Annotated in this window: 19 protein-coding genes; 8 read left to right on the top strand and 11 right to left on the bottom strand. The window is 32.5% G+C overall.

All coding sequences use genetic code 11. From position 1 onward, the window contains the following. Positions 1 to 93 precede the first annotated feature (93 nt). Together ACH2BP_RS08775 and gcvP are read right to left on the bottom strand one after the other, a co-directional pair. Positions 94 to 471 carry a group III truncated hemoglobin gene (locus ACH2BP_RS08775; RefSeq protein WP_395059012.1) on the bottom strand — a complete coding sequence of 126 codons (378 nt, stop codon included), beginning with the start codon at positions 469 to 471 and terminating at the stop codon, positions 94 to 96. A 101-nt stretch (positions 472 to 572) separates the two neighbouring features. Beyond that, complete coding sequence (gene gcvP / locus ACH2BP_RS08770; RefSeq protein ID WP_395059010.1) at positions 573 to 3,416, bottom strand: aminomethyl-transferring glycine dehydrogenase; 2,844 nt, start codon at positions 3,414 to 3,416, stop codon at positions 573 to 575. Positions 3,417 to 3,553: 137 nt separating this feature from the next. Between gcvP and ACH2BP_RS08765 the strand changes: the two genes are divergently transcribed. Next, entirely contained in the window at positions 3,554 to 4,390 is an 837-nt protein-coding gene (locus ACH2BP_RS08765) for a hypothetical protein (RefSeq protein ID WP_395059008.1), read from the top strand. 17 nt (positions 4,391 to 4,407) lie between these two features. Here ACH2BP_RS08765 and ACH2BP_RS08760 read toward each other — a convergent pair whose 3' ends face one another. The 7 genes from ACH2BP_RS08760 to ACH2BP_RS08730 all read right to left on the bottom strand — a co-directional run bounded on the left by ACH2BP_RS08760 (position 4,408) and on the right by ACH2BP_RS08730 (position 11,227). Beyond that, on the bottom strand, positions 4,408 to 4,857 hold the full coding sequence (locus tag ACH2BP_RS08760) for a cell division protein (protein ID WP_395059006.1): 450 nt from the start codon (positions 4,855 to 4,857) through the stop codon (positions 4,408 to 4,410). 3 nt (positions 4,858 to 4,860) lie between these two features. Further along, positions 4,861 to 6,888 carry a M3 family metallopeptidase gene (locus ACH2BP_RS08755; RefSeq protein ID WP_395059004.1) on the bottom strand — a complete coding sequence of 676 codons (2,028 nt, stop codon included), beginning with the start codon at positions 6,886 to 6,888 and terminating at the stop codon, positions 4,861 to 4,863. Between the two features lie 132 nt (positions 6,889 to 7,020). Continuing rightward, positions 7,021 to 7,506, bottom strand: coding sequence for a 5-(carboxyamino)imidazole ribonucleotide mutase (purE, locus tag ACH2BP_RS08750; protein WP_395059002.1), 486 nt, complete (start codon positions 7,504 to 7,506; stop codon positions 7,021 to 7,023). Positions 7,507 to 7,529: 23 nt separating this feature from the next. Continuing rightward, entirely contained in the window at positions 7,530 to 8,117 is a 588-nt protein-coding gene (locus ACH2BP_RS08745) for a hypothetical protein (protein ID WP_395058998.1), read from the bottom strand. Positions 8,118 to 8,119: 2 nt separating this feature from the next. Further along, on the bottom strand, positions 8,120 to 9,415 hold the full coding sequence (locus tag ACH2BP_RS08740) for an AAA family ATPase (RefSeq protein WP_395058996.1): 1,296 nt from the start codon (positions 9,413 to 9,415) through the stop codon (positions 8,120 to 8,122). A 54-nt stretch (positions 9,416 to 9,469) separates the two neighbouring features. Beyond that, entirely contained in the window at positions 9,470 to 10,615 is a 1,146-nt protein-coding gene (locus ACH2BP_RS08735) for a 5-(carboxyamino)imidazole ribonucleotide synthase (protein ID WP_395058994.1), read from the bottom strand. Between the two features lie 81 nt (positions 10,616 to 10,696). Further along, a complete protein-coding gene (locus ACH2BP_RS08730) occupies positions 10,697 to 11,227 on the bottom strand; it encodes a hypothetical protein (RefSeq protein ID WP_395058992.1) in 531 nt (176 codons plus the stop codon). Between the two features lie 74 nt (positions 11,228 to 11,301). Between ACH2BP_RS08730 and hpt the strand changes: the two genes are divergently transcribed. The 4 genes from hpt to obgE all read left to right on the top strand — a co-directional run bounded on the left by hpt (position 11,302) and on the right by obgE (position 15,028). Then, positions 11,302 to 11,835, top strand: coding sequence for a hypoxanthine phosphoribosyltransferase (gene hpt / locus ACH2BP_RS08725; protein ID WP_395058990.1), 534 nt, complete (start codon positions 11,302 to 11,304; stop codon positions 11,833 to 11,835). A 32-nt stretch (positions 11,836 to 11,867) separates the two neighbouring features. Further along, complete coding sequence (locus tag ACH2BP_RS08720; RefSeq protein ID WP_395058988.1) at positions 11,868 to 12,440, top strand: adenylate kinase; 573 nt, start codon at positions 11,868 to 11,870, stop codon at positions 12,438 to 12,440. 135 nt (positions 12,441 to 12,575) lie between these two features. Continuing rightward, positions 12,576 to 13,808, top strand: coding sequence for a hemolysin family protein (locus ACH2BP_RS08715; protein ID WP_395058986.1), 1,233 nt, complete (start codon positions 12,576 to 12,578; stop codon positions 13,806 to 13,808). Between the two features lie 212 nt (positions 13,809 to 14,020). After that, a complete protein-coding gene (gene obgE / locus ACH2BP_RS08710) occupies positions 14,021 to 15,028 on the top strand; it encodes a GTPase ObgE (protein WP_395058984.1) in 1,008 nt (335 codons plus the stop codon). A 197-nt stretch (positions 15,029 to 15,225) separates the two neighbouring features. Here the strand turns inward: obgE and ACH2BP_RS08705 are convergent, their stop codons facing one another. Both ACH2BP_RS08705 and ACH2BP_RS08700 read right to left on the bottom strand, forming a co-directional pair. Then, the gene (locus ACH2BP_RS08705) at positions 15,226 to 15,408 is read right to left on the bottom strand and encodes a BON domain-containing protein (protein WP_395058982.1); all 183 of its coding nucleotides are present in this window, start codon (positions 15,406 to 15,408) and stop codon (positions 15,226 to 15,228) included. Then, positions 15,405 to 15,551, bottom strand: coding sequence for a hypothetical protein (locus tag ACH2BP_RS08700; RefSeq protein WP_395058980.1), 147 nt, complete (start codon positions 15,549 to 15,551; stop codon positions 15,405 to 15,407). Before ACH2BP_RS08700 ends, ACH2BP_RS08705 begins: the two co-directional genes overlap by 4 nt. A gap of 173 nt (positions 15,552 to 15,724) precedes the next feature. Between ACH2BP_RS08700 and ACH2BP_RS08695 the strand changes: the two genes are divergently transcribed. The 3 genes from ACH2BP_RS08695 to murC all read left to right on the top strand — a co-directional run bounded on the left by ACH2BP_RS08695 (position 15,725) and on the right by murC (position 20,044). Continuing rightward, positions 15,725 to 17,875: a S46 family peptidase gene (locus ACH2BP_RS08695; RefSeq protein ID WP_395058978.1), complete on the top strand. Its 2,151-nt coding sequence runs from the start codon at positions 15,725 to 15,727 to the stop codon at positions 17,873 to 17,875. Positions 17,876 to 17,957: 82 nt separating this feature from the next. After that, the gene (locus ACH2BP_RS08690) at positions 17,958 to 18,650 is read left to right on the top strand and encodes a tetratricopeptide repeat protein (RefSeq protein ID WP_395058976.1); all 693 of its coding nucleotides are present in this window, start codon (positions 17,958 to 17,960) and stop codon (positions 18,648 to 18,650) included. A gap of 38 nt (positions 18,651 to 18,688) precedes the next feature. Next, positions 18,689 to 20,044 (top strand): UDP-N-acetylmuramate--L-alanine ligase, encoded by a 1,356-nt coding sequence (murC, locus tag ACH2BP_RS08685; protein ID WP_395058974.1) that lies wholly within the window; start codon positions 18,689 to 18,691, stop codon positions 20,042 to 20,044. The last annotated feature ends 49 nt before the right edge of the window (positions 20,045 to 20,093 follow it).

Raw genomic sequence — 20,093 nt, 5'->3', positions numbered from 1 at the left:
AAAATCTCCTTTTTTAACTAAAAAATTTAAAATTTAATTATTATTACAAAATATTCATTTAACATTATCTTAATTTATTGATAATATAAAAAATTATTTGTTTTGTTGAATGATTTTAATTTGCATTATGGTTGCAATACTCAAAGCTTGGGTTTTTATTTGCTCCGCTTTTTCGCCGATAAAATTTTCATCAACCGTTGTATAAAAATAATCTAACCAAATTTTAAATAGCTCAGGAGTTAAATGTTCTTTTTTATTAATGTCCAAATGAATTTGTGTCAGGTTTTTTGTATAACCGCCAGTTCCTAATATTGCTTGTGACCAAAATATAACCAAAATAGGTAAATGTTCTTCAATCTTTATTTTCACAACATCAGTAAAAATATAACTTATCGAATCGTCCGAAAGTAATTTTTTGTAAAACTCATCTACAAGTAAATATAAATCTTCTTGGTTTTGTATATCGTTCATTTTTATTTAGTCATAATGTCTTAAAGTCAAAAGTCGAATGTCAAAGTGTTTTTTAGGACTTTATGACATTCGACTTTTCAACTTTATGACTATTTTAGGTTTTACATATACGCTTCTATGGGCGCACAACTACAAACTAAATTTCTATCGCCATAAGCTTCATCAACACGACGAACTGTTGGCCAGAATTTGTTTTCTGCAATATAATCTAAAGGATAAGCTGCATTTTCACGAGTATAAGGATAAACCCATTCGTTAGCAGTAACCATCGCTAAAGTATGCGGAGCATTTTTTAAAATATTTTGAGTATCATCTTTAGTTGAAGTGGCAATTTCTTTACGAATTGAAATCATCGCATCACAAAAACGATCTAATTCTGGTAAATCTTCTGATTCTGTTGGCTCAATCATTAATGTTCCAGCAACAGGGAAAGAAACCGTTGGCGCATGGAAACCATAATCCATTAGTCGTTTTGCAATATCAGTTACTTTAATTCCATTGTCTTCAAAAGAACGACAATCTAATATCATTTCGTGAGCCGCACGTCCCATTTCTCCAGAATATAAAACTGGATAATGAGCTTCTAAACGCGCTTTCATATAATTTGCATTTAAAATAGCGTGTTTAGTAGAATTTGTTAATCCTTCTGCACCTAACATACAAATGTAACCGTAAGAAATTAAACAAACTAAAGCCGAGCCATAAGGAGCAGCGGAAATTGCCGTAATGGCTTGGTCACCACCAACTTTAATTACAGGATTTGTTGGTAAAAATGGAACTAATTTATCGTTCACACAAATTGGTCCAACACCTGGTCCACCACCACCATGAGGAATAGCAAACGTTTTGTGTAAGTTTAAGTGACAAACATCTGCACCAATTGTAGCCGGATTGGTTAATCCAACTTGCGCGTTCATATTCGCACCATCCATATATACTAAACCACCGTTTTCGTGAATAATGTCTGTAATTTCGATAATTGAACTTTCAAAAACACCATGAGTTGAAGGATAAGTGACCATTAAGGCAGATAATCTATCTTTAAATTCAATTGCTCTAGCTCTTAAATCTTCTACATCGATATTTCCTTCTGGAGTTGTTTTTGTTACAATAATCTCCATTCCAGCCATTGCTGCTGATGCCGGATTAGTTCCGTGAGCAGATGAAGGAATTAAACAAACCGTTCTGTGTTGATCTCCGCGAGATGCATGGTAAGCACGAATGGCCATTAAACCTGCATATTCGCCTTGTGCGCCAGAATTCGGTTGTAAAGTTGTACCTGTAAAACCAGTTACTACATTTAATTGTTGTTCTAGTTTTTTAAGCATGGTAATATAACCTTCTGCTTGTTCAATTGGAGCAAACGGGTGCATATTATTCCAGCTAGCCATAGATAAAGGCAACATTTCAGCAGCTGCATTTAATTTCATTGTACAAGAACCTAAAGAAATCATCGAATGATTTAATGATAAATCTTTGCGTTCTAATTTTTTGATATAACGCATCAATTGACTCTCAGAATGATGATTGTTGAAAACATCATGTTGTAAGAAAGTTGATGTTCTTTCTAATCTTTCTGCAATTCTTCCTGAGGGTAAAAGGATTTTTACAGGTGTAAATTCTTTTCCAGTTGCTTCTGCAAAAATTCCAATAATTTGATTGATATCTGTAATTGAAGTCGTTTCGTTAAAAGAAATTGAAATAGTTTCTGAATCTACATAATAGAAATTCACTTCATTTCTTTCGGCTATAGCTTTTACTTTAGCAGCATCCGCTTTTACAAGAATCGTATCGAAGAAAGATGTATTTGTTTGGTAAACACCTAATTTATTTAATTCTTCAGCAGTTGTATTTGCTGAAGCGTGTACTTTATTTGCAATATATTGTAAACCTTTTGGTCCGTGATATACTGCGTACATTCCAGCCATAACGGCTAATAAAACCTGAGCTGTACAAATATTTGAAGTCGCTTTTTCACGTTTGATATGTTGTTCACGAGTACCTAATGCCATACGTAAAGCACGGTTTCCGTTTACATCGATCGAAACGCCAATAATTCTTCCAGGCATAGAACGTTTGTATTCGTCTTTTGTTGCGAAGAATGCAGCATGAGGTCCGCCGTAACCCATCGGAATACCAAAACGTTGTGAAGTTCCAACAACTACATCGGCACCCATTTCCCCTGGAGAGGTTAATTTTACTAACGATAAAATATCGGCAGCAACCCCAACTTTAATTTCGTTTGCTTTTGCTTTTGCAATAAATCCAGCATAATCATGAACTTGTCCATATTTTCCTGGATATTGTAACATAGCTCCGAAAAATTCTGAAGAAAAATCGAATGTTTGGTGGTTTCCAATTACTAATTCAACTCCAATTGGTGTTGAGCGTGTTTGTAATACAGAAAGTGTTTGTGGTAAAATTTCCTCAGAAACGAAAAATTTATTTATGTTGTTTTTTTTCTGGTCGCGAGAACGAACATCAAATAATAATGCCATGGCTTCCGCGGCTGCAGTAGCTTCGTCTAACAAAGAAGCGTTTGCAATTTCCATTCCAGTTAATTCTATAACTGTAGTTTGGTAATTTAAAATTGCTTCTAAACGACCTTGAGCGATTTCAGCTTGATAAGGTGTATAAGCCGTGTACCAACCCGGATTTTCAAAAATATTTCTCTGAATAACTGCTGGAACAATGGCTGGATTATAACCTAAACCAATATATGATTTGAAAACTTTATTTTTTTTACCTAATTCTTGAATATGATTTAAATATTCGTATTCCGACATAGGTTCCTCTAAATTCAATTCATTTTTCAAACGAATTCCATCAGGAAATGTTTCGTAAAGCAATTGATCTATTGATTCAACTCCAATAGTTTTTAACATGTGACTTAGGTCGTTTTCACCAGTTCCAATGTGTCTTAAAGCAAATGCATCTGTTTTCATATAGTTAGAAATGTGTTGTGTAATTTTGATTGCAAAAATAAATATTAATCTGCTAATAAATGCTGTTTTAAAGTTCAATTTTTATTGATTTTTCAACTAAATAGAAATCTTATTAACAGTTTGACTAATTTTGTTGAATGAAGATTTTTAAAAAAATATTCGATTTTTATATAAATAGCAGTATTCACGTGGCTTTGTCAGTTTATGCGTTGGTGAGAATAACACAATATATGTTCAACATTTCCCATGACGATGCAATGGTTTATTTTGCTTTTTTCGGAACAATTGTAGGTTATAATTTTGTAAAATATGAAGCTTTGGCTAGAACAAAAAAAATTCAAATGCGAAATGAATTAAAAGCAATCGCTTTTTTAAGTTTTGTATCGTTAATTGCTGTTGGTATTTGTTTTTTTCAATTGCAAATACAAACACAAATTGTTGCAGTTGTTTTTTTAGGATTGACATTATTATATACACTTCCTTTTTTTCCAAACAGAAAAAATGCCAGAAACTGGGCTGGCGTAAAGATTTATATGGTTGCTTTAAGTTGGGTTGGTGTAACGGTTGTACTGCCTATTTTAAATGCGGATATTTCTATTACTTCCGATTTTTATCTCAAATGCATACAGCGATTTATTTTAGTTTTTGTCTTGGTTTTAATTTTCGAAATTATAGACTTGCAATACGATGATCCTCATTTGAAAACCGTTCCGCAACAAATAGGAGTGAAGCGAACTAAATATTTAGGATATATTCTATTGCTGATTTTTTGTTGCTTGGAGATTTTTAATGTTGACGGTATTGACAATCTCAGTAATCATTTTTTCTCATTGTCTTTACAATCGATTATAGCCTTTGTTATTACAATTTTTATGTTTTTTGCAAACGAGAAACGTCCCAAATATTATACTTCATTTTGGGTAGAAAGTATTCCGATAATTTTGTGGAGTTCACTTGTTTTATTAAATAAATAATTATGAATAAAGAAATTTTAATTCTCAGATAATTCTTTTAAAACTCGATTTCGTTCCAATAAAAAATTTGTTAAATATTTTTTTAAGAATAAATAATCAAATAATTGACCAAAAATCCCAAACGGAGTTTCGTAACACAACTTATCGGTCATGGTGGTAATTCCGTCTTTTTCTTCGAAAAAATGTTCATGTCTGAAAGATTTAAATTTACCTTCTTCCATTTCGTCAACAAAATAATCATAGAAATTCATTGCGGTTATTCTACTTTTATGTGTAAGATAAATTCCGAAATGTTTGCCACGCCAAGTTACAGTTTCATTAAGGTTTATTAATCCGTAAGTTATGCCAGCAATAGCAATTTCATTGGTTTTACTTGCAGATTGTTGATGAACATCTATATTTCTATTGATGTCAAAAACTTTCTGAATTGGTGCGTTGATGTTTGTGATTAGGTTTATGGTTGTCATAATTTAGATCAATCCAGCACGTTTTAATAAAGCATCAGGTTTTGGTTCTTGACCACGAAAACGTTTGTACAATTCCATAGGTAATTCGGTTCCGCCTTTAGAAAGTACGTTATCTTTGAATTTTGTTGCGACTTCTTTATTGAAAATTCCTTTCTCTTGGAAAAACGCAAAAGCATCTGCATCGAGAACTTCTGCCCATTTGTAACTGTAATATCCAGAAGAATATCCGCCAGCAAAAATATGAGAAAATGAAACCGACATGCAATTTTCGGCAACATCTGGATATAAAGTTGTTCCTTCAAAAGTTGCTTTTTCGAATGCTTTAATATCTGTAATTGCATTCGGATTATTACTATGAAAAGCCATGTCAAGCAAACCAAAACTTATTTGTCTAAGTGTTGCCATTCCTTCTTGAAAACTCGCACTTTCCTTAATTTTTTCAACATATTCCTGTGGAATAATTTCGCCAGTTTCATAATGTTTCGCAAATAAGGCTAATGCTTCAGGCTCGTAACACCAGTTTTCCATCACCTGGCTTGGTAATTCTACAAAATCCCAATAAACCGATGTCCCAGATAAACTTGGGTAAACGGTATTGGCTAACATTCCGTGTAATCCGTGACCGAATTCGTGAAATAATGTGGTTACTTCATTGAAAGTTAATAAAGATGGTTTGCTGTTTGTTGGCGGTGTAAAATTACAAACGTTAGAAATATGTGGTCGTTCATTTTTTCCGTCCTTAATATATTGTGATTTAAAACTGGTCATCCAAGCACCATTTCGTTTTCCTTTTCTTGGAAAAAAATCGGCGTAAAAAACAGCAACTAGTTCGCCGAATTCGTCTTTAACTTCATAAGTTGTAACATCGGAGTGGTATTTATCAATATCAAAAACTTCGGTAAATGTTAATCCGTATAATTTTTCTGCAATGGTAAAAGCGCCTTTTAAAACGCTTTCTAGCTGAAAATAAGGTTTTAGTTTTTCGTCATCTAAATTGAATAACTTTTGTTTCAATTTTTCAGAATAATAAGAACTATCCCATTTTTCTAGTTGTTCAATTCCGTCTAGTTCTTTGGCAAAAGTGGTTAATTCTGCAAATTCACGTTTGGCAGCGGGTTTTGCTTTAATTAATAAATCATTCAGGAACGATTTTACTTTCTCTGGATTTTGAGCCATTCTTTCTTCTAAAACAAAATGTGAATGCGTTTCGTAACCTAATAAATTGGCTCTTTCGAAACGCAATTTGGCAATTTTAAGCGTGATTTTCTGATTGTCAAATTCGTTATTTTGGAAAGCTTTTTTTCCTGCTGCAATAGAAATTTCTTTTCGCAACTCACGATTTTCAGCATAAGTTACAAAAGGCAAATAACTAGGCATGTCTAAAGTAAAAATATAGCCTTCTAAATTTTTTGCTTTTGCCAAAGCTTTAGCAGCTTCAATTGTTCCTTCTGGCAAACCTTTCAAATCAGATTCGTTGGTAATATGCAATTGATAATTATTGGTTTCTGCCAAAACGTTTTCACTGTAAGTCAGTTTTAATTTTGCGAGTTCTGTGTCAATTTCACGAAGTTTTGATTTTTTTTCTTCCGATAGTAAAGCACCATTTCTAGAAAAACTTTTGAATTTTTTGTCTAATAAAGTCGCTTGTTCTGTAGATAAATTTAAATCATCTTTTTGTTCGTAAACGTTTTTTATTCTTTTAAATAAATCTTCATTTAAAGTTATGTCGTTGCTAAAATCGGTTAACAAAGGCGTTACTTCTTGTGCGATTTTTTGCATTTCGTCACTCGTTTCTGCTGAATTTAGGTTAAAAAAAATTGACGATAGTCTGTCTAAAGCGTTTCCTGAAAAATCCAACGCTTCGATTGTGTTTTCGAAAGTTGGCGTTTCTGGATTGTTTATTAGGGTGTCGATTTCTGCTTTTGCAGCTGCTATATTTTCGATAAATGCTGGTTTATAATCTTCCAATTTTATTTGAGAAAATGGCGCAGTATCGTATTTTGTGTTGAATGTTGAAGTTAAGATGCTCATTTTGTAATTTAAAAGTTATTTCGCCAAGATTCACTATGATAGCACAGAGATTCACAAAGTTATAATAAAGCAAGTCAAAAAAGATTCTTGGCGTATCTTCGTGGTTACTTCGTGTACCTCTGTGTAATATTTTTATTTTTTTAAACTTTCCGAAGATTTATTAACAGCATCCTTCAAGCTTTCTTTGTAAAAAATAATTTTGTCAAGAACACATTTGTCGGAAGAACCAATAATTTGAGCCGCTAGAATTCCAGCATTTTTAGCCCCGTTTAGAGCGACAGTCGCAACGGGAACGCCACCTGGCATTTGCAAAATGGACAGAACCGAATCCCAACCATCGATAGAATTACTCGATTTTACAGGAACACCAATTACTGGAAGTGGTGACATAGAAGCAACCATTCCTGGCAAATGTGCCGCGCCACCAGCTCCGGCAATAATAACAGAAATACCACGGTTGTGGGCATTTTTGCTAAAATCAAACAGTTTTTCGGGCGTTCTGTGTGCCGAAACAATATCGACTTCGGTTTCGATGTTAAATGATTTTAGGATGTCGATGGCTTCTTGCATTACTGGCATGTCGGAAATACTTCCCATTATTATTGCTACTTTGCCCATATGGTTTTTATGTTTATTGAGGTTTAAGGAATCATATTCCAAATATCAATTCCGAATTCTTCTTGGATTGCTCTTAAATAAGAGATTTGTTTTATATCTGATTCTATTAAAATTTCAAAAAAATCGTTAGCCGATTGACCAAATTTTTCAATTTCATCTTTTTTTCTTCTAATATCTTTTTTTCTTTCGTCAGCTAAAATAATATCATCAAGTTTTATCAATTTTACTAAATTTGAAGATTCTAAATCATCGGAGTTGGCAACTCTATAATCTCCGTTGTCATATATAATTTTAGTATTGAAATTCTCATCAGTAGGACAAAGAATAGGCTGATATTTATTCCATTTTGAAGATTTCTCACTATTCCATTGATGTTTTACTAAAAACCAGTTTGAATATCCATCTGTATTGGTTCCTTTTAAATGAGGATTGAAATGCTCAATATCTTTTGCATCGGCTCTTCCTATATACTCTTCTGTATAAGCACAAAAGCCTTTTTGTTCTTTGAAAAGTATTCTTGAAATGTTTTGATTATTAGTGGAATTATTTTTTATGTATTTTAAATTTTGAGTAATAATTTCTGAATTATCATCTTTAACTATCCTTCTCATATTTAAAAATTATAAGTATCTCCTAATTTTACAGTCTCTAATAATAACTCTTTCTTTTTTGTAGGATTTTTTTCTTTTGATAAATCTTCTTTTAATTTTAAGTATTTTTTATATGCTTCTTTTCCAAATTTATTATAATAGTTTACACCAAAATCATTTTTTAACAGATCATTCGGGTCATCTCCAATTGGAGAACTCCCTCTTCTTACAGCCACTTTTCCTTCTTTATCAAAATAAAGAATAAAACGTTCTTCAGGTTCAAAAGAAGCTGCAATAAATGGAGAATGTGTTGCAATAATATATTGAGCTTCTGGAGCTAGGTTTTGATAATATTCCATCAAATCCATTTGCATATCTGGATATAAGGAACGTTCGGGTTCGTCTATTAAGATGATTGAATCTTTGGTGTCTAATTTGAATAAAGGTAAAAACGACAACAATAATCCTTTTGTTCCTGTACTGGTATTTTGGATAGGGACTATTAAATCATTTATTTTGTTTCTTATTGGGATTGAATATTCAGTATCAATAACATCAACTTCTAAATTTAACTTTTCTAGTAACGGATTAAATTTTTCTGCAAATAATTCTAATTTATTAGGATTTTCTTTTTGCCATTTTTCAAATTCTAAACTTAATTTCTTTGGATTTCCTAATAAACCTTTGTGGATTAATTCAGACATTTTTTGATTAAATTTTTTTCTATACACTAGAATGTCATTTAATAAGAATAGCCATAAGTCGATATTAATATCATCACCAAAAATGATGATTTTGTCATTTGGATAAAAATTATTTAAAGTTAAATTATCATTTAATCTAGGATATTTTTCAAATAAATCAATGGGATTCTTTGTGAAAACATCAATGCTTTTGTCGGATATTAAATTTGCTTTAAAATAGTAGACTGATTTTTTTTCTTTTTCAGTTAGTAAATGATCAAACTCTCCAGAACCATTAAATTCAACAAGTTCAATACTATTTACTTTGAGAGAACTAGAGGATAATAAGATGTTTTTATTTTCAAATTCAAAAGAAATTTCACCAAATAGTTTTTCAATATCACCTGTACGAGAAAAACCATTACTATTAAAAATTATATTTTGCAATTCAAAATTTTGATTTTTGATTAACTCTAATAATCCTGTTTTTCCAGTAGCACTTTGTCCAATAAAACATATTTTATCTAAAGGTTTTCCTCGTTTTTCTTCAATATGGAAATCCTCTGGATAGGTAAAATCAAAATCTAGATTTTCTAAATGTCTAAACTGGTCTATATGTAATTTTGAAATTTTCATTTATTGAATTTTTACAAATTTAATCAAAATCTGTGAATTTGAAATTTAAAATAATTATGCAATCACTCTAATACTATTCTTTACCTCTTCGGCAATTTTTCTAGCTTCGGTCATATCTTCATTTACAATAGTAACATGTCCCATTTTTCTAAACGGACGCGTTTCTTTTTTACCGTAAATGTGAGGCGTTACTCCGTCAATTGCCATTATTTTTTCTATATTTTCGTAAACTACTGGCCCAGAAAAATTTTCTGCACCAACCAAATTTACCATAATTCCAGCAACTTTGCTATCACAATTTCCTAAAGGAAGATTTAAAATAGCGCGCAAATGATTTTCGAATTGCGAGGTATAACTTGCTTCTATTGTATGGTGTCCTGAGTTGTGTGGTCTTGGCGCCACTTCGTTTACTATAATATCATCATCTTGTGTTTGAAACATTTCTACAGCCAATAAGCCAATATGATTGAATTTTCCGGAAACTTGTAGTGCAATTTCTTGTGCTTTTTGTGCAACTTTAGAATCTATCCTTGCTGGACAAATTACATATTCAACCTGATTCGCTTCTGGATGAAATTCCATTTCGACAACAGGATAGGTTTTTACTTCACCCGAAACATTTCGGACAATAATTACTGCCAATTCGTTTTTGAAAGCAATCATTTCTTCGGCAATGCATTCTACATTGGGTAAATTATCTAAGTCTTCGATTGCTCTTACGACTTTTACACCCGTGCCGTCATAACCAAATTCGGTGCATTTCCAGATAAATGGTAATTTTAGATTTTGGATTTTAGATTTTAGATTTTCTAGACTTTCAAATTTTTGAAAAGGAGCAGTTGGAATATTATTTTGAATATAAAATTCTTTCTGAATTCCTTTGTTTTGAATCAGTTTTAAAGTTTTTGGCGATGGAAATACTTTTTTGCCTTCGTTTTCTAATCTTTCTAAAGCTTCGAGATTGACGAGTTCTATTTCGAAAGTTAAAATATCGACTTGTTTTCCAAAATTGTAAACGGTTTCAAAATCCATTAAACTTCCTTGAAAAAATTGATTGCAAGCGATTTTGCAAGGCGCTTCATCACTTGGGTCGAGAACATATGTTTGAATGTCGAATTTTCTGGTTTCGGACAATAACATTTTGCCTAATTGTCCGCCACCAAGAATTCCTAGTTTAAAATCGGAAGAAAAATAATTCATTGTAGTTGTGTTTACTTCGTCTGTTCGGCATTCTGCCTCGAGTGAGCAAAGATACTTTATAAAGGTTTAATAGAGAAAAATCTATTCTAATTTCTTTAAAATTTCCCTCGCAACGGCTTTGTAAGCAGCGGAATATTTTGTGTAATCCTCAGAAAGAATCCGTTTCAATTCAAGATAAACCCACTTATTATTTCTGCCTAATTGAAATAATGCTCTAATAGAGTATGCCTTGGTTGCTACTTTTACATTTTCAAGAATGAGCCAATCAAAAGAAGATTCAATGATTTTTTGTTCTTGTTCTTTAGTTAATATCATGTATTTGGCAAGAAACATACAAATTTTAGAAATTGAACGTAGCGCACTTTCATTAGTGTATTTCGAAATTTTATTGCAATACACATCTAGAAAAGGATTTAATAAATGAATTTTTTCTTCTAATACCAATTCTAAAATCCAGCAGGATTTATAATGGTTTTTATTACTCGTGTTAAAAGCTAATTTTAGTAACTCCGAAAATAGCTCGGGATTATTTAAAATATATTGTGCGTTGTCTTCTCGACTTTTTCTGTGAGCAGAGCTATTTTCTATTCTTTGAAGTAATTCTAAATTCATACTTCAAAAATAAATAAAATCTTCTAAATGAACACTAATTTGTTATCTTTGCGAATTATTCTATAAAAATAACTATGGAAATCAAATTACACGACAAACATTTTGTTCCTTTTATTTCGGCACAAGAAATAGATTTTGCAATTGCAACTATAGCCGCTCAAGTAGAAGCTGATTTTGCTGACGAAACTCCAGTTTTTGTAGGTGTCTTAAACGGTGCATTTATGGTGGTTTCAGATTTTATGAAACATTACAAATCACCTTGCGAAGTAAGTTTTATTAAGATGGCTTCTTATGAAGGAACAGCTTCAACAAACGAAGTAAAACAACTTATTGGGATCAATCAAGATTTGTCTGGAAGGACAGTAATTGTTATCGAAGATATTGTAGACACTGGAAATACGGTTGAAGAGTTGAAAATTTTATTCAAAAATAAAGGTGTAAAACATTTCAAAATCGCAACACTTTTTTTTAAGCCAGAAGCGTACAAAAAAGATATTAAACTAGATTATATAGGTATTAGAATTCCCAATAAGTTCATCGTAGGCTTCGGATTAGATTACGATGGGTTGGGCAGAAATTTGCCAGAAGTATATCAATTAAAGGATTAAATAAATACAACATAACTACATAATTTTTTAAAATGATTAACATTGTTTTGTTCGGTAAGCCAGGAGCTGGAAAAGGTACTCAGGCAGAATTTTTAAAAGAAAAATACAGTCTAACACATCTTTCTACAGGAGATATTTTTAGATTTAATATAAAAAACGAAACTGAATTAGGGAAATTAGCTAAAACCTTTATGGATAAAGGTGATTTAGTTCCAGATGAGGTGACTATCAAAATGTTAGAATCTGAGGTAGATAAAAACCAACATTCTAAAGGATTTTTATTTGATGGATTTCCAAGAACATTAGCACAAGCAAGCGCTTTAGATGCGTTTTTATCATCAAAAAAACAAGGTATTACGGCTACAATTGCATTAGAGGCTGATGATGAAATATTAGTCCAACGTTTATTGGAAAGAGGCAAAACCTCTGGAAGAATTGATGATCAAGACGAAGAGAAAATAAGAAATCGTTACCAAGAATACAACGAGAAAACAGCACCATTGATGAATTATTATAAAAATCAAGACAAGTTTCACGCTGTAAATGGGATTGGGACAATTCAAGAAATTACCGAACGACTTAGTAAAGTCATTGATAATTTGTAATTTAGCAAATAAGAAAAAAACAATAACAAAAACGGTTTCGTTATCCCGAATAGATAAATAAACGAATAACCAAATCAACAAAAAGTGGAAATACTTATCATTTTCTTTTTAATTCTTTTAAACGGAGTGTTCTCAATGTCAGAAATAGCATTGATTTCCGCTCGTAAAAACCGACTAGAATCGGCGGCAAAAAAAGGAAATACCAGTGCAAAAACAGCTTTAGATTTAGCCAATTCGCCAAATAAATTTCTGTCGACAGTACAAATAGGAATTACCTTGATAGGAATTCTTACCGGTATATATTCTGGCGATAAAATAACAACCGATGTTAGATTGTTTCTAGAAGGATTTACAGTTTTGCAGCCCTATTCGCATAATTTATCAGTAGGAATTGTAGTGGTTATTCTAACGTTTTTCTCCTTAGTTTTAGGTGAATTATTGCCTAAAAGAATCGGGTTGAATCACCCAGAAGCCATTGCAAAAGCAGTTGCAGTTCCTATGAAAATTGTTTCAGTAATAACCGCGCCGTTTATCTGGTTGCTAACTACCACAACCGATTTTATTTTAGATATTCTCAAAATAAAACCAACGGCCGACGGAAAAGTAACCGAAGAAGAAATAAAAGCGATTATCAAAGAAGGAACCGAAGGCGGAGAAGTTCAAGAAATAGAACAAGACATCGTAGAGCGCGTTTTTCATATTGGAGACAGAAAAGTAAATTCGCTAATGACGCACAGAAATTCATTAGTTTACCTATCAATTGAAGACGATGATATTACCTCATTAAAAGCAAAAATGCTTAACGAATTGCATTCTGTTTACCCAGTTTGCGAGGACAACCTCGATGAGGTTGTGGGGATTGTGTTTCTAAAAGATTTGTTTGCCAGCTTCGAAAAAGGAAATTTTGATTTGCGAGCCATTACAAAAGAGCCAGTCTATTTTATCGAACACACATCAGCATACAAAGCACTAGAAATATTCAAAAAATCTAAAGTGCATTATGCCTTAGTGACCGATGAGCACGGAATGATACAAGGAATAATCACTCTAAACGATATTCTGGAAGCATTAGTAGGAGATGCTGCCGATTTTTACGAGGAAGAATTTCAGCTAAATGCCCGTGAAGATGGAACTTGGCTCGTAGACGGACATTACTCACTACACGATTTCTTGACTTATTTCGATATGGACGATCTCATAAACGATTATGACGTGACAACAGTAAGTGGTCTCATAATGACTGAGTTATCGTACATTCCGAAAGTAGGAGAAAAACTCATCTGGAACAAAATGCAACTCGAAGTAATTGATATGGACGGCGTAAAAATCGACAAAGTTTTAGTTAGTTCATTAACAGAAAAAAAATAATAATAATCATCAAGAACGAATAGTTAAGGCTTTTTTAGTAAACCATATTCCCGCTTTCAGCTTTAATCTTTGCTTTTCTAAAGAAAAAATGCAAAGGATTTCCGCTCTAATCGGGGTTAAAAAGCTAATTATTCGCATGCTTGAAAAATAGTTTTTAGTCAAAATTTTAATAATCTAAAATTAAAAGGCTAAAATCTGAAATCTAAAATAAAATGACTGAGGGAAATTTCGTAGACTACACAAAAATATATGTTTCTTCTGGAAAAGGAGGGAAAGGATCTACACACTTACATAGAGAAAAATTTATCGAAAAAGGTGGGCCAGACGGAGGAGACGGAGGTCGTGGAGGACACGTATATCTAGTTGGAGAAAAAGGGCTATGGACTTTGTTTCACCTTAAATTTGCAAGACACGTAAAAGCAGGCCACGGTGGCGATGGAGGAAGTTCACGAAGTACAGGAAGCGATGGCGAAGATAAGTATATCGAAGTGCCATTAGGAACTGTAGTTCGTGACAAAGAAACCAACGAAATTCTTTTCGAAATCACTGAACACGGAGAAAAAAGAATCATCGCCGAAGGCGGAAAAGGAGGTTTAGGAAACTGGCATTTTCGTAGTTCAACGAATCAAACACCAAGATATTCTCAACCAGGATTACCAGCCCAAGAAGCTGACATTGTATTAGAATTAAAAGTGCTTGCTGATGTTGGTTTAGTTGGGTTTCCTAATGCAGGAAAATCAACATTATTGTCTGTGCTAACCTCTGCAAAACCAAAAATTGCCGATTATCCATTTACAACATTAAAACCAAATCTAGGTATCGTATCTTATCGTGATTATCAATCATTTGTGATAGCAGATATTCCTGGAATTATAGAAGGCGCTGCCGAAGGAAAAGGATTAGGTCATTATTTTTTGCGTCACATAGAGCGTAACTCGACATTATTATTCCTCGTTCCAGCTGATGCCGATGATATTAAAAAAGAGTATGATATTCTGCTAGATGAATTGCGTCGTTATAACCCAGAAATGCTAGACAAAGACAGGCTAATTGTTGTTTCTAAATGTGATATGCTCGATGCAGAATTACAAGAAGAAATGAAAAAACAATTGGATAAAGATTTTGACGGAATTCCGTATTTATTTATATCATCAGTTGCACAACAAGGGCTGGTAGAATTAAAGGATAAATTATGGGCAATGTTAAATGTAGAGGTTTAGAAAAAACCTGATCAACAAAAAGGGCTTCAATTTCATTTGAAGCCCTTTTTGCTATAATTAAAAGCTAATTGTTACAAATTTAGGAATTCTTAAAACCTGACCCCTGATAAATCTCGTCTGGATCATGCAACATCGGTTTGATGGATTCGAAATTAACATCAAATTTAGTAGCGTCACCATTATATGTTTTAGTGATTTTAGGCAGCTAATCGTCTGATAAAAAACGTTATATGAAACTTCTGGCTAGGAGCTGCAACAGTTATTTGGTTGTCAACAGTTTCAACACCATCAATATTTTCTATAGCCAAAACAACTTTTTCTGAATCTGCTTGTTTGTTAACTTCGCCACTTAAAACTACAGAATCATTGCCATCACTCAAACTTTTAAATTTTTAAAAGCTAAACCTAATGCTTGAACATGAGCTAATAAAGCACTAGCTTTTGATTGTGCTACTTCTTCTGTCGGAGCATTTTCTTCTTTTGGTTCAAATAATTTTCCAGCACCTTTAACAAACGAAAACAATCTTATAATTATGTTTTTAGTTTTTAGTTTTTAAAATTTAAAAATCAAATTATTGTCAGCATATTAATTTTTAAATATTAAGTTAAAGTTATCTTAATAAATTATTATTAGCACTCCTATTGTTTTTAATTTTTTAAAAATAAATTATATTCGCACCACTAAAAAATAAAATCATGAAAAAAATAATTTTATCCTTAATTGTTTCAATAATGCTTGTTCCAACAAGTGTTAAAGCAGATGAAGGAATGTGGTTTCTAATGTTCATAGAACGTTTAAATCATAGAGATATGCAAAAATTAGGTTTGCAACTAACTGCTCAAGAAATTTACAGTATCAACCACCATAGTTTAAAAGATGCTATCGTTCAATTTAATGGTGGTTGTACTGCCGAAGTAATTTCAAAAGAAGGATTAGTATTAACAAATCACCACTGTGGTTACGATGCAATCGCTGAGCTTTCTACCGCTGAAAAAAATCTTCTAAAAGATGGGTTCTGGGCAGAAAACAGAAAAGCAGAAATTAAACCTTCTAGTTTATTCGTGCGTTTCTTCGTTCGTATGGACGATTGTTCTAAACGTATTTTAGCAAAAGTGAACTCTTCAATGACAGAATTGGAACGTGAAGCAGCTATCAATAAAGAGATTTCTTTAATCGAAAAAGAAAATAACGAAGGAGGAAAATATACAGTTTCTGTTCGCCCTTTCTTTCAAGGAAATGAATACTATTATTTCGTTTACCAAGATTACAAAGATGTTCGTTTAGTAGGAACTCCTCCTGAAAGTTTAGGAAAATTTGGTGGTGATACTGACAACTGGGAATGGCCACGCCACACTGCCGATTTCTCTATGTTTCGTATTTACGGAGATGCTAACGGAAATCCAGCAGATTATGATGCTAATAATGTTCCGTTAAAACCAAAACACTATTTGCCTGTTAATTTAGGAGGCGTAAAAGAAAATGATTTTGCGATGATTTTGGGTTATCCAGGCCGTACCAACCGTTGGATGCCAGCTGGAGGAATCGAGCAAAACGTTAAATTTGCTTATCCTGCATGGGTTGAAGGCGCAAAAACTGGAATGGATAATATGAAGAAATACATGGATCAAAGCGAAGCGCTCAATCTTGTATATGCTTCAAAATATGCAGGTACTGCAAACTACTGGAAAAACCGTCAAGGAATGATTGATGCGTTATCTAAATTTGGTACTGCAAAATCTAAAGCTGCTCAAGAAGCTAAATTTAACAAATGGGCAAACTTACCAGCAAATAAAGCTAAATACGGAAATGTAGTTTCAAATATCAATAAATTCTACGCTTTAACAAACGAAAAAGCACGTCACGATAACTATTTGCAACAATTGTTCAGAACTACTGCTTTCGGTACTATTGGAAGAACTTTAGGAAAGCAAATGGATGCATATGCTAAAGGTGATGCTGTAAAACGTGCTCAATTGGCTCCATCAATTTCTGAAATGTCAGAAGAAATGTTTAAAGAATTGCATGTTCCTGCTGAAAAAGATATTATGATTGCGCAATTAAAATTGTATGCAACTAAATCTGCAGGTTACGCTATTGCTCCAGCAGTAGATAAATTAGCCAAAGAGAATAACAATGATTTTACTAAATATGTAAATGCCGCTTTCGACTTAAGTATTTTTACTTCAAAAGAAAGAATCAATGCTTTCTTAGCATTGCCAAGTCAAGGTTTGTTAGATAATGATCCTTTGTATGCATTGTCAAACGATATGTTGACACACTTTACATCAAAATCTGATGCTATTGCAAAAGCGCAAAACGATTATGGATCTTCATTCCGTTTATTAGTTGAAGGATTAAGAGAATCAAAAATTGGTGCTATCAAATATCCAGATGCAAATTCTACTTTGCGTTTAACTTACGGAAAAGTACGTTCGTTACCAGCTGACAAACGTAATGATGCTAAAGTAAATAACTATACGACTCTTGATGGTCAAGTAAAAAAATACAAAAAAGGAGATCAGGAATTTGATTTACCAGTTCGTGTATTAGAAATGAATAAGAACAAAGATTTTGGTCGTTTTGCAGATAAAGATGGTTCACTTCACGTGAATTTCTTAACAGATAATGATATTACAGGAGGTAACTCAGGCTCACCGGTTCTTAACGGAAAAGGAGAATTAATTGGTCTTGCTTTCGACGGAAATATTGAAGCTATGGCAGGTGATGTTATTTTTGATTCTAAATTACAAAGAACTATCAACGTAGATATTCGTTATGTACTTTGGGTAATCGAGAATTTCTCAGGAGCAAAACATATTGTTGATGAAATGACTTTGGTTAAGTAATCAACAAGCAAAATAAATAAAATTGAACCGTTCCATTCTTGGAGCGGTTTTTTTATTGATAGTATTTCCTTACTTTTGAAAAATGAAACAAATAATAATTGTTTTTCTGTTGTTCCCAATGCTTGTTTGGTCGCAAACATCATTCGAAAAAGCCAAAAACCTTTTCGAACAAGGAAAATATGCTTTAGCAGAGCCATTGTTTCAAAACGATTTGAAAGAAAATCCAACTAATTCAAAAACTATTGAATATTTAGGTGATATTTCTGGATATGAACAAAAATGGAACAATGCGATTTATTATTATAGTAAACTGAAAACTACTTTTCCTAAAAATGCTAATTATTGGTATAAATTTGGTGGTGCATTAGGATTGAAAGCTAAATCTATCAATAAATTTAAAGCAGTAGGAATGATTGATGATATTGAAAATGCCTTTTTAACCGCTGCAAAACTTGATTCAAAACATATAGAAACGCGTTGGGCATTGGTGATTTTTTATGTCGAATTGCCAGGAATTATTGGTGGGAGCGAAACAAAAGCTCAGAAATACGCCAATGAACTAATTTCTATTTCAAAAGTAGATGGTTATCTCGCAAAAGGTTATATAGATGTTTATTTTAAAAGATATCAAGATGCAGAAAAAAATTATAAGAAAGCCAGAGAAATTGGTAATTCAAAAACTACGTTCAATAAATTATATGATTTATATTTGAATAAATTGAAAGACAAACAAAAAGCTCAAAAATTAAAAGAAGAATTCGATAAAATGGTTTAATCGTTACTCCGATTAAACTAATTAATAAATCAATAAAAATGCGTACACATTTTATCGCCATTGGCGGGAGCGCGATGCACAATTTAGCATTGGCATTACATAATAAAGGATATCAAGTTACAGGAAGTGATGATGCTATTTTCGAGCCATCAAAATCTCGTTTAGAAAAAAAAGGACTTATGCCTTTAGAACTTGGATGGTTTCCTGAAAAAATCGTGTCGGATATCGAGTCTGTAATTCTTGGAATGCATGCAAAAGCAGATAATCCAGAATTGCTAAAAGCACAAGAATTAGGGCTAAAAATATATTCGTATCCAGAATTTTTATATGAACAATCTAAAAATAAAACACGAGTAGTTATTGGTGGTTCTCACGGAAAAACAACCATTACGTCTATGATTTTACATGTGATGCATTATCATAATATCGAAGTCGATTATATGGTTGGTGCACAATTAGAAGGTTTTGATACGATGGTACATCTTACAGAAGAAAATGATTTTATGGTTTTAGAAGGCGACGAATATTTGTCTTCACCTATCGACAGAAAGCCAAAATTCCATTTGTACCAACCTAATATCGCGTTAATTTCGGGTATTGCTTGGGATCATATAAATGTTTTTCCAACGTATGAAAATTATGTAGAGCAATTCGAAATTTTTATTCAAAAAATTACCAATGGCGGAATTCTAGTTTACAACGAAGACGATTCGGAAGTAAAAAGAGTTGCCGAAGCTTCGACAAATCCTATCAGACGAATTCCTTATCACACGCCAAAATATTCGGTAAATGACGGAATAACTTTGCTAGAAACACCAGAAGGAGATATGCCAATCGAAGTTTTTGGAGCACATAATCTTAATAATCTGGCTGGAGCCAAATGGATTTGCCAAAACATGGGTGTCGATGAAGCCGATTTTTACGAAGCCATTGCTAGTTTCAAAGGAGCATCAAAAAGATTAGAAAAAATTGCTGAAAGCAAAACAAAAGTAGCGTATAAAGATTTTGCGCATTCACCAAGTAAAGTTGCCGCCACAACCAAAGCTGTAAAAGAACAATATCCTAACAGAAATGTTGTCGCTTGTTTAGAGCTTCATACTTATAGTAGTTTGAATGCTGAGTTTCTTAAAGAATATGAAGGCGCATTAGAATATGCCGATGTTGCCGTTGTTTTCTATTCGCCAGATGCAGTAAAAATAAAACAACTCGAAGAAGTTACGTACGAGCAAATTGCAAAAGCATTTAATAGAGAAGATTTAATCATTTATACCAATCCAAAAGATTTTAAAGATTATTTATTTAATCTTAATTTAGAAAATTCTGCCTTATTATTAATGAGTTCAGGAAATTATGGAGGTTTAAATTTTGATGAGGTTAAAGAGTTAATAGGTTAATGAAAGAAGTAAGATATAGGTCTAAAATAAACAAAATAGATATTATTAC

The sequence above is a fragment of the Flavobacterium sp. genome, assembly GCF_043756175.1.
Lineage (GTDB): Bacteria > Bacteroidota > Bacteroidia > Flavobacteriales > Flavobacteriaceae > Flavobacterium.
Note: the sequence above shows the minus strand (reverse complement) of the source record. Positions and strands in the feature narration are given on the sequence as shown.

Excerpts from the sequence above, each read along its gene's own strand:
- ACH2BP_RS08775 (WP_395059012.1), bottom strand. The coding sequence starts at position 471 with ATGAACGATATACAAAACCAAGAAGATTTATATTTACTTGTAGATGAG.
- gcvP (WP_395059010.1), bottom strand. The coding sequence starts at position 3,416 with ATGAAAACAGATGCATTTGCTTTAAGACACATTGGAACTGGTGAAAAC.
- ACH2BP_RS08765 (WP_395059008.1), top strand. The coding sequence starts at position 3,554 with ATGAAGATTTTTAAAAAAATATTCGATTTTTATATAAATAGCAGTATT.
- ACH2BP_RS08760 (WP_395059006.1), bottom strand. The coding sequence starts at position 4,857 with ATGACAACCATAAACCTAATCACAAACATCAACGCACCAATTCAGAAA.
- ACH2BP_RS08755 (WP_395059004.1), bottom strand. The coding sequence starts at position 6,888 with ATGAGCATCTTAACTTCAACATTCAACACAAAATACGATACTGCGCCA.
- purE (WP_395059002.1), bottom strand. The coding sequence starts at position 7,506 with ATGGGCAAAGTAGCAATAATAATGGGAAGTATTTCCGACATGCCAGTA.
- ACH2BP_RS08745 (WP_395058998.1), bottom strand. The coding sequence starts at position 8,117 with ATGAGAAGGATAGTTAAAGATGATAATTCAGAAATTATTACTCAAAAT.
- ACH2BP_RS08740 (WP_395058996.1), bottom strand. The coding sequence starts at position 9,415 with ATGAAAATTTCAAAATTACATATAGACCAGTTTAGACATTTAGAAAAT.
- ACH2BP_RS08735 (WP_395058994.1), bottom strand. The coding sequence starts at position 10,615 with ATGAATTATTTTTCTTCCGATTTTAAACTAGGAATTCTTGGTGGCGGA.
- ACH2BP_RS08730 (WP_395058992.1), bottom strand. The coding sequence starts at position 11,227 with ATGAATTTAGAATTACTTCAAAGAATAGAAAATAGCTCTGCTCACAGA.
- hpt (WP_395058990.1), top strand. The coding sequence starts at position 11,302 with ATGGAAATCAAATTACACGACAAACATTTTGTTCCTTTTATTTCGGCA.
- ACH2BP_RS08720 (WP_395058988.1), top strand. The coding sequence starts at position 11,868 with ATGATTAACATTGTTTTGTTCGGTAAGCCAGGAGCTGGAAAAGGTACT.
- ACH2BP_RS08715 (WP_395058986.1), top strand. The coding sequence starts at position 12,576 with ATGTCAGAAATAGCATTGATTTCCGCTCGTAAAAACCGACTAGAATCG.
- obgE (WP_395058984.1), top strand. The coding sequence starts at position 14,021 with ATGACTGAGGGAAATTTCGTAGACTACACAAAAATATATGTTTCTTCT.
- ACH2BP_RS08695 (WP_395058978.1), top strand. The coding sequence starts at position 15,725 with ATGAAAAAAATAATTTTATCCTTAATTGTTTCAATAATGCTTGTTCCA.
- ACH2BP_RS08690 (WP_395058976.1), top strand. The coding sequence starts at position 17,958 with ATGAAACAAATAATAATTGTTTTTCTGTTGTTCCCAATGCTTGTTTGG.
- murC (WP_395058974.1), top strand. The coding sequence starts at position 18,689 with ATGCGTACACATTTTATCGCCATTGGCGGGAGCGCGATGCACAATTTA.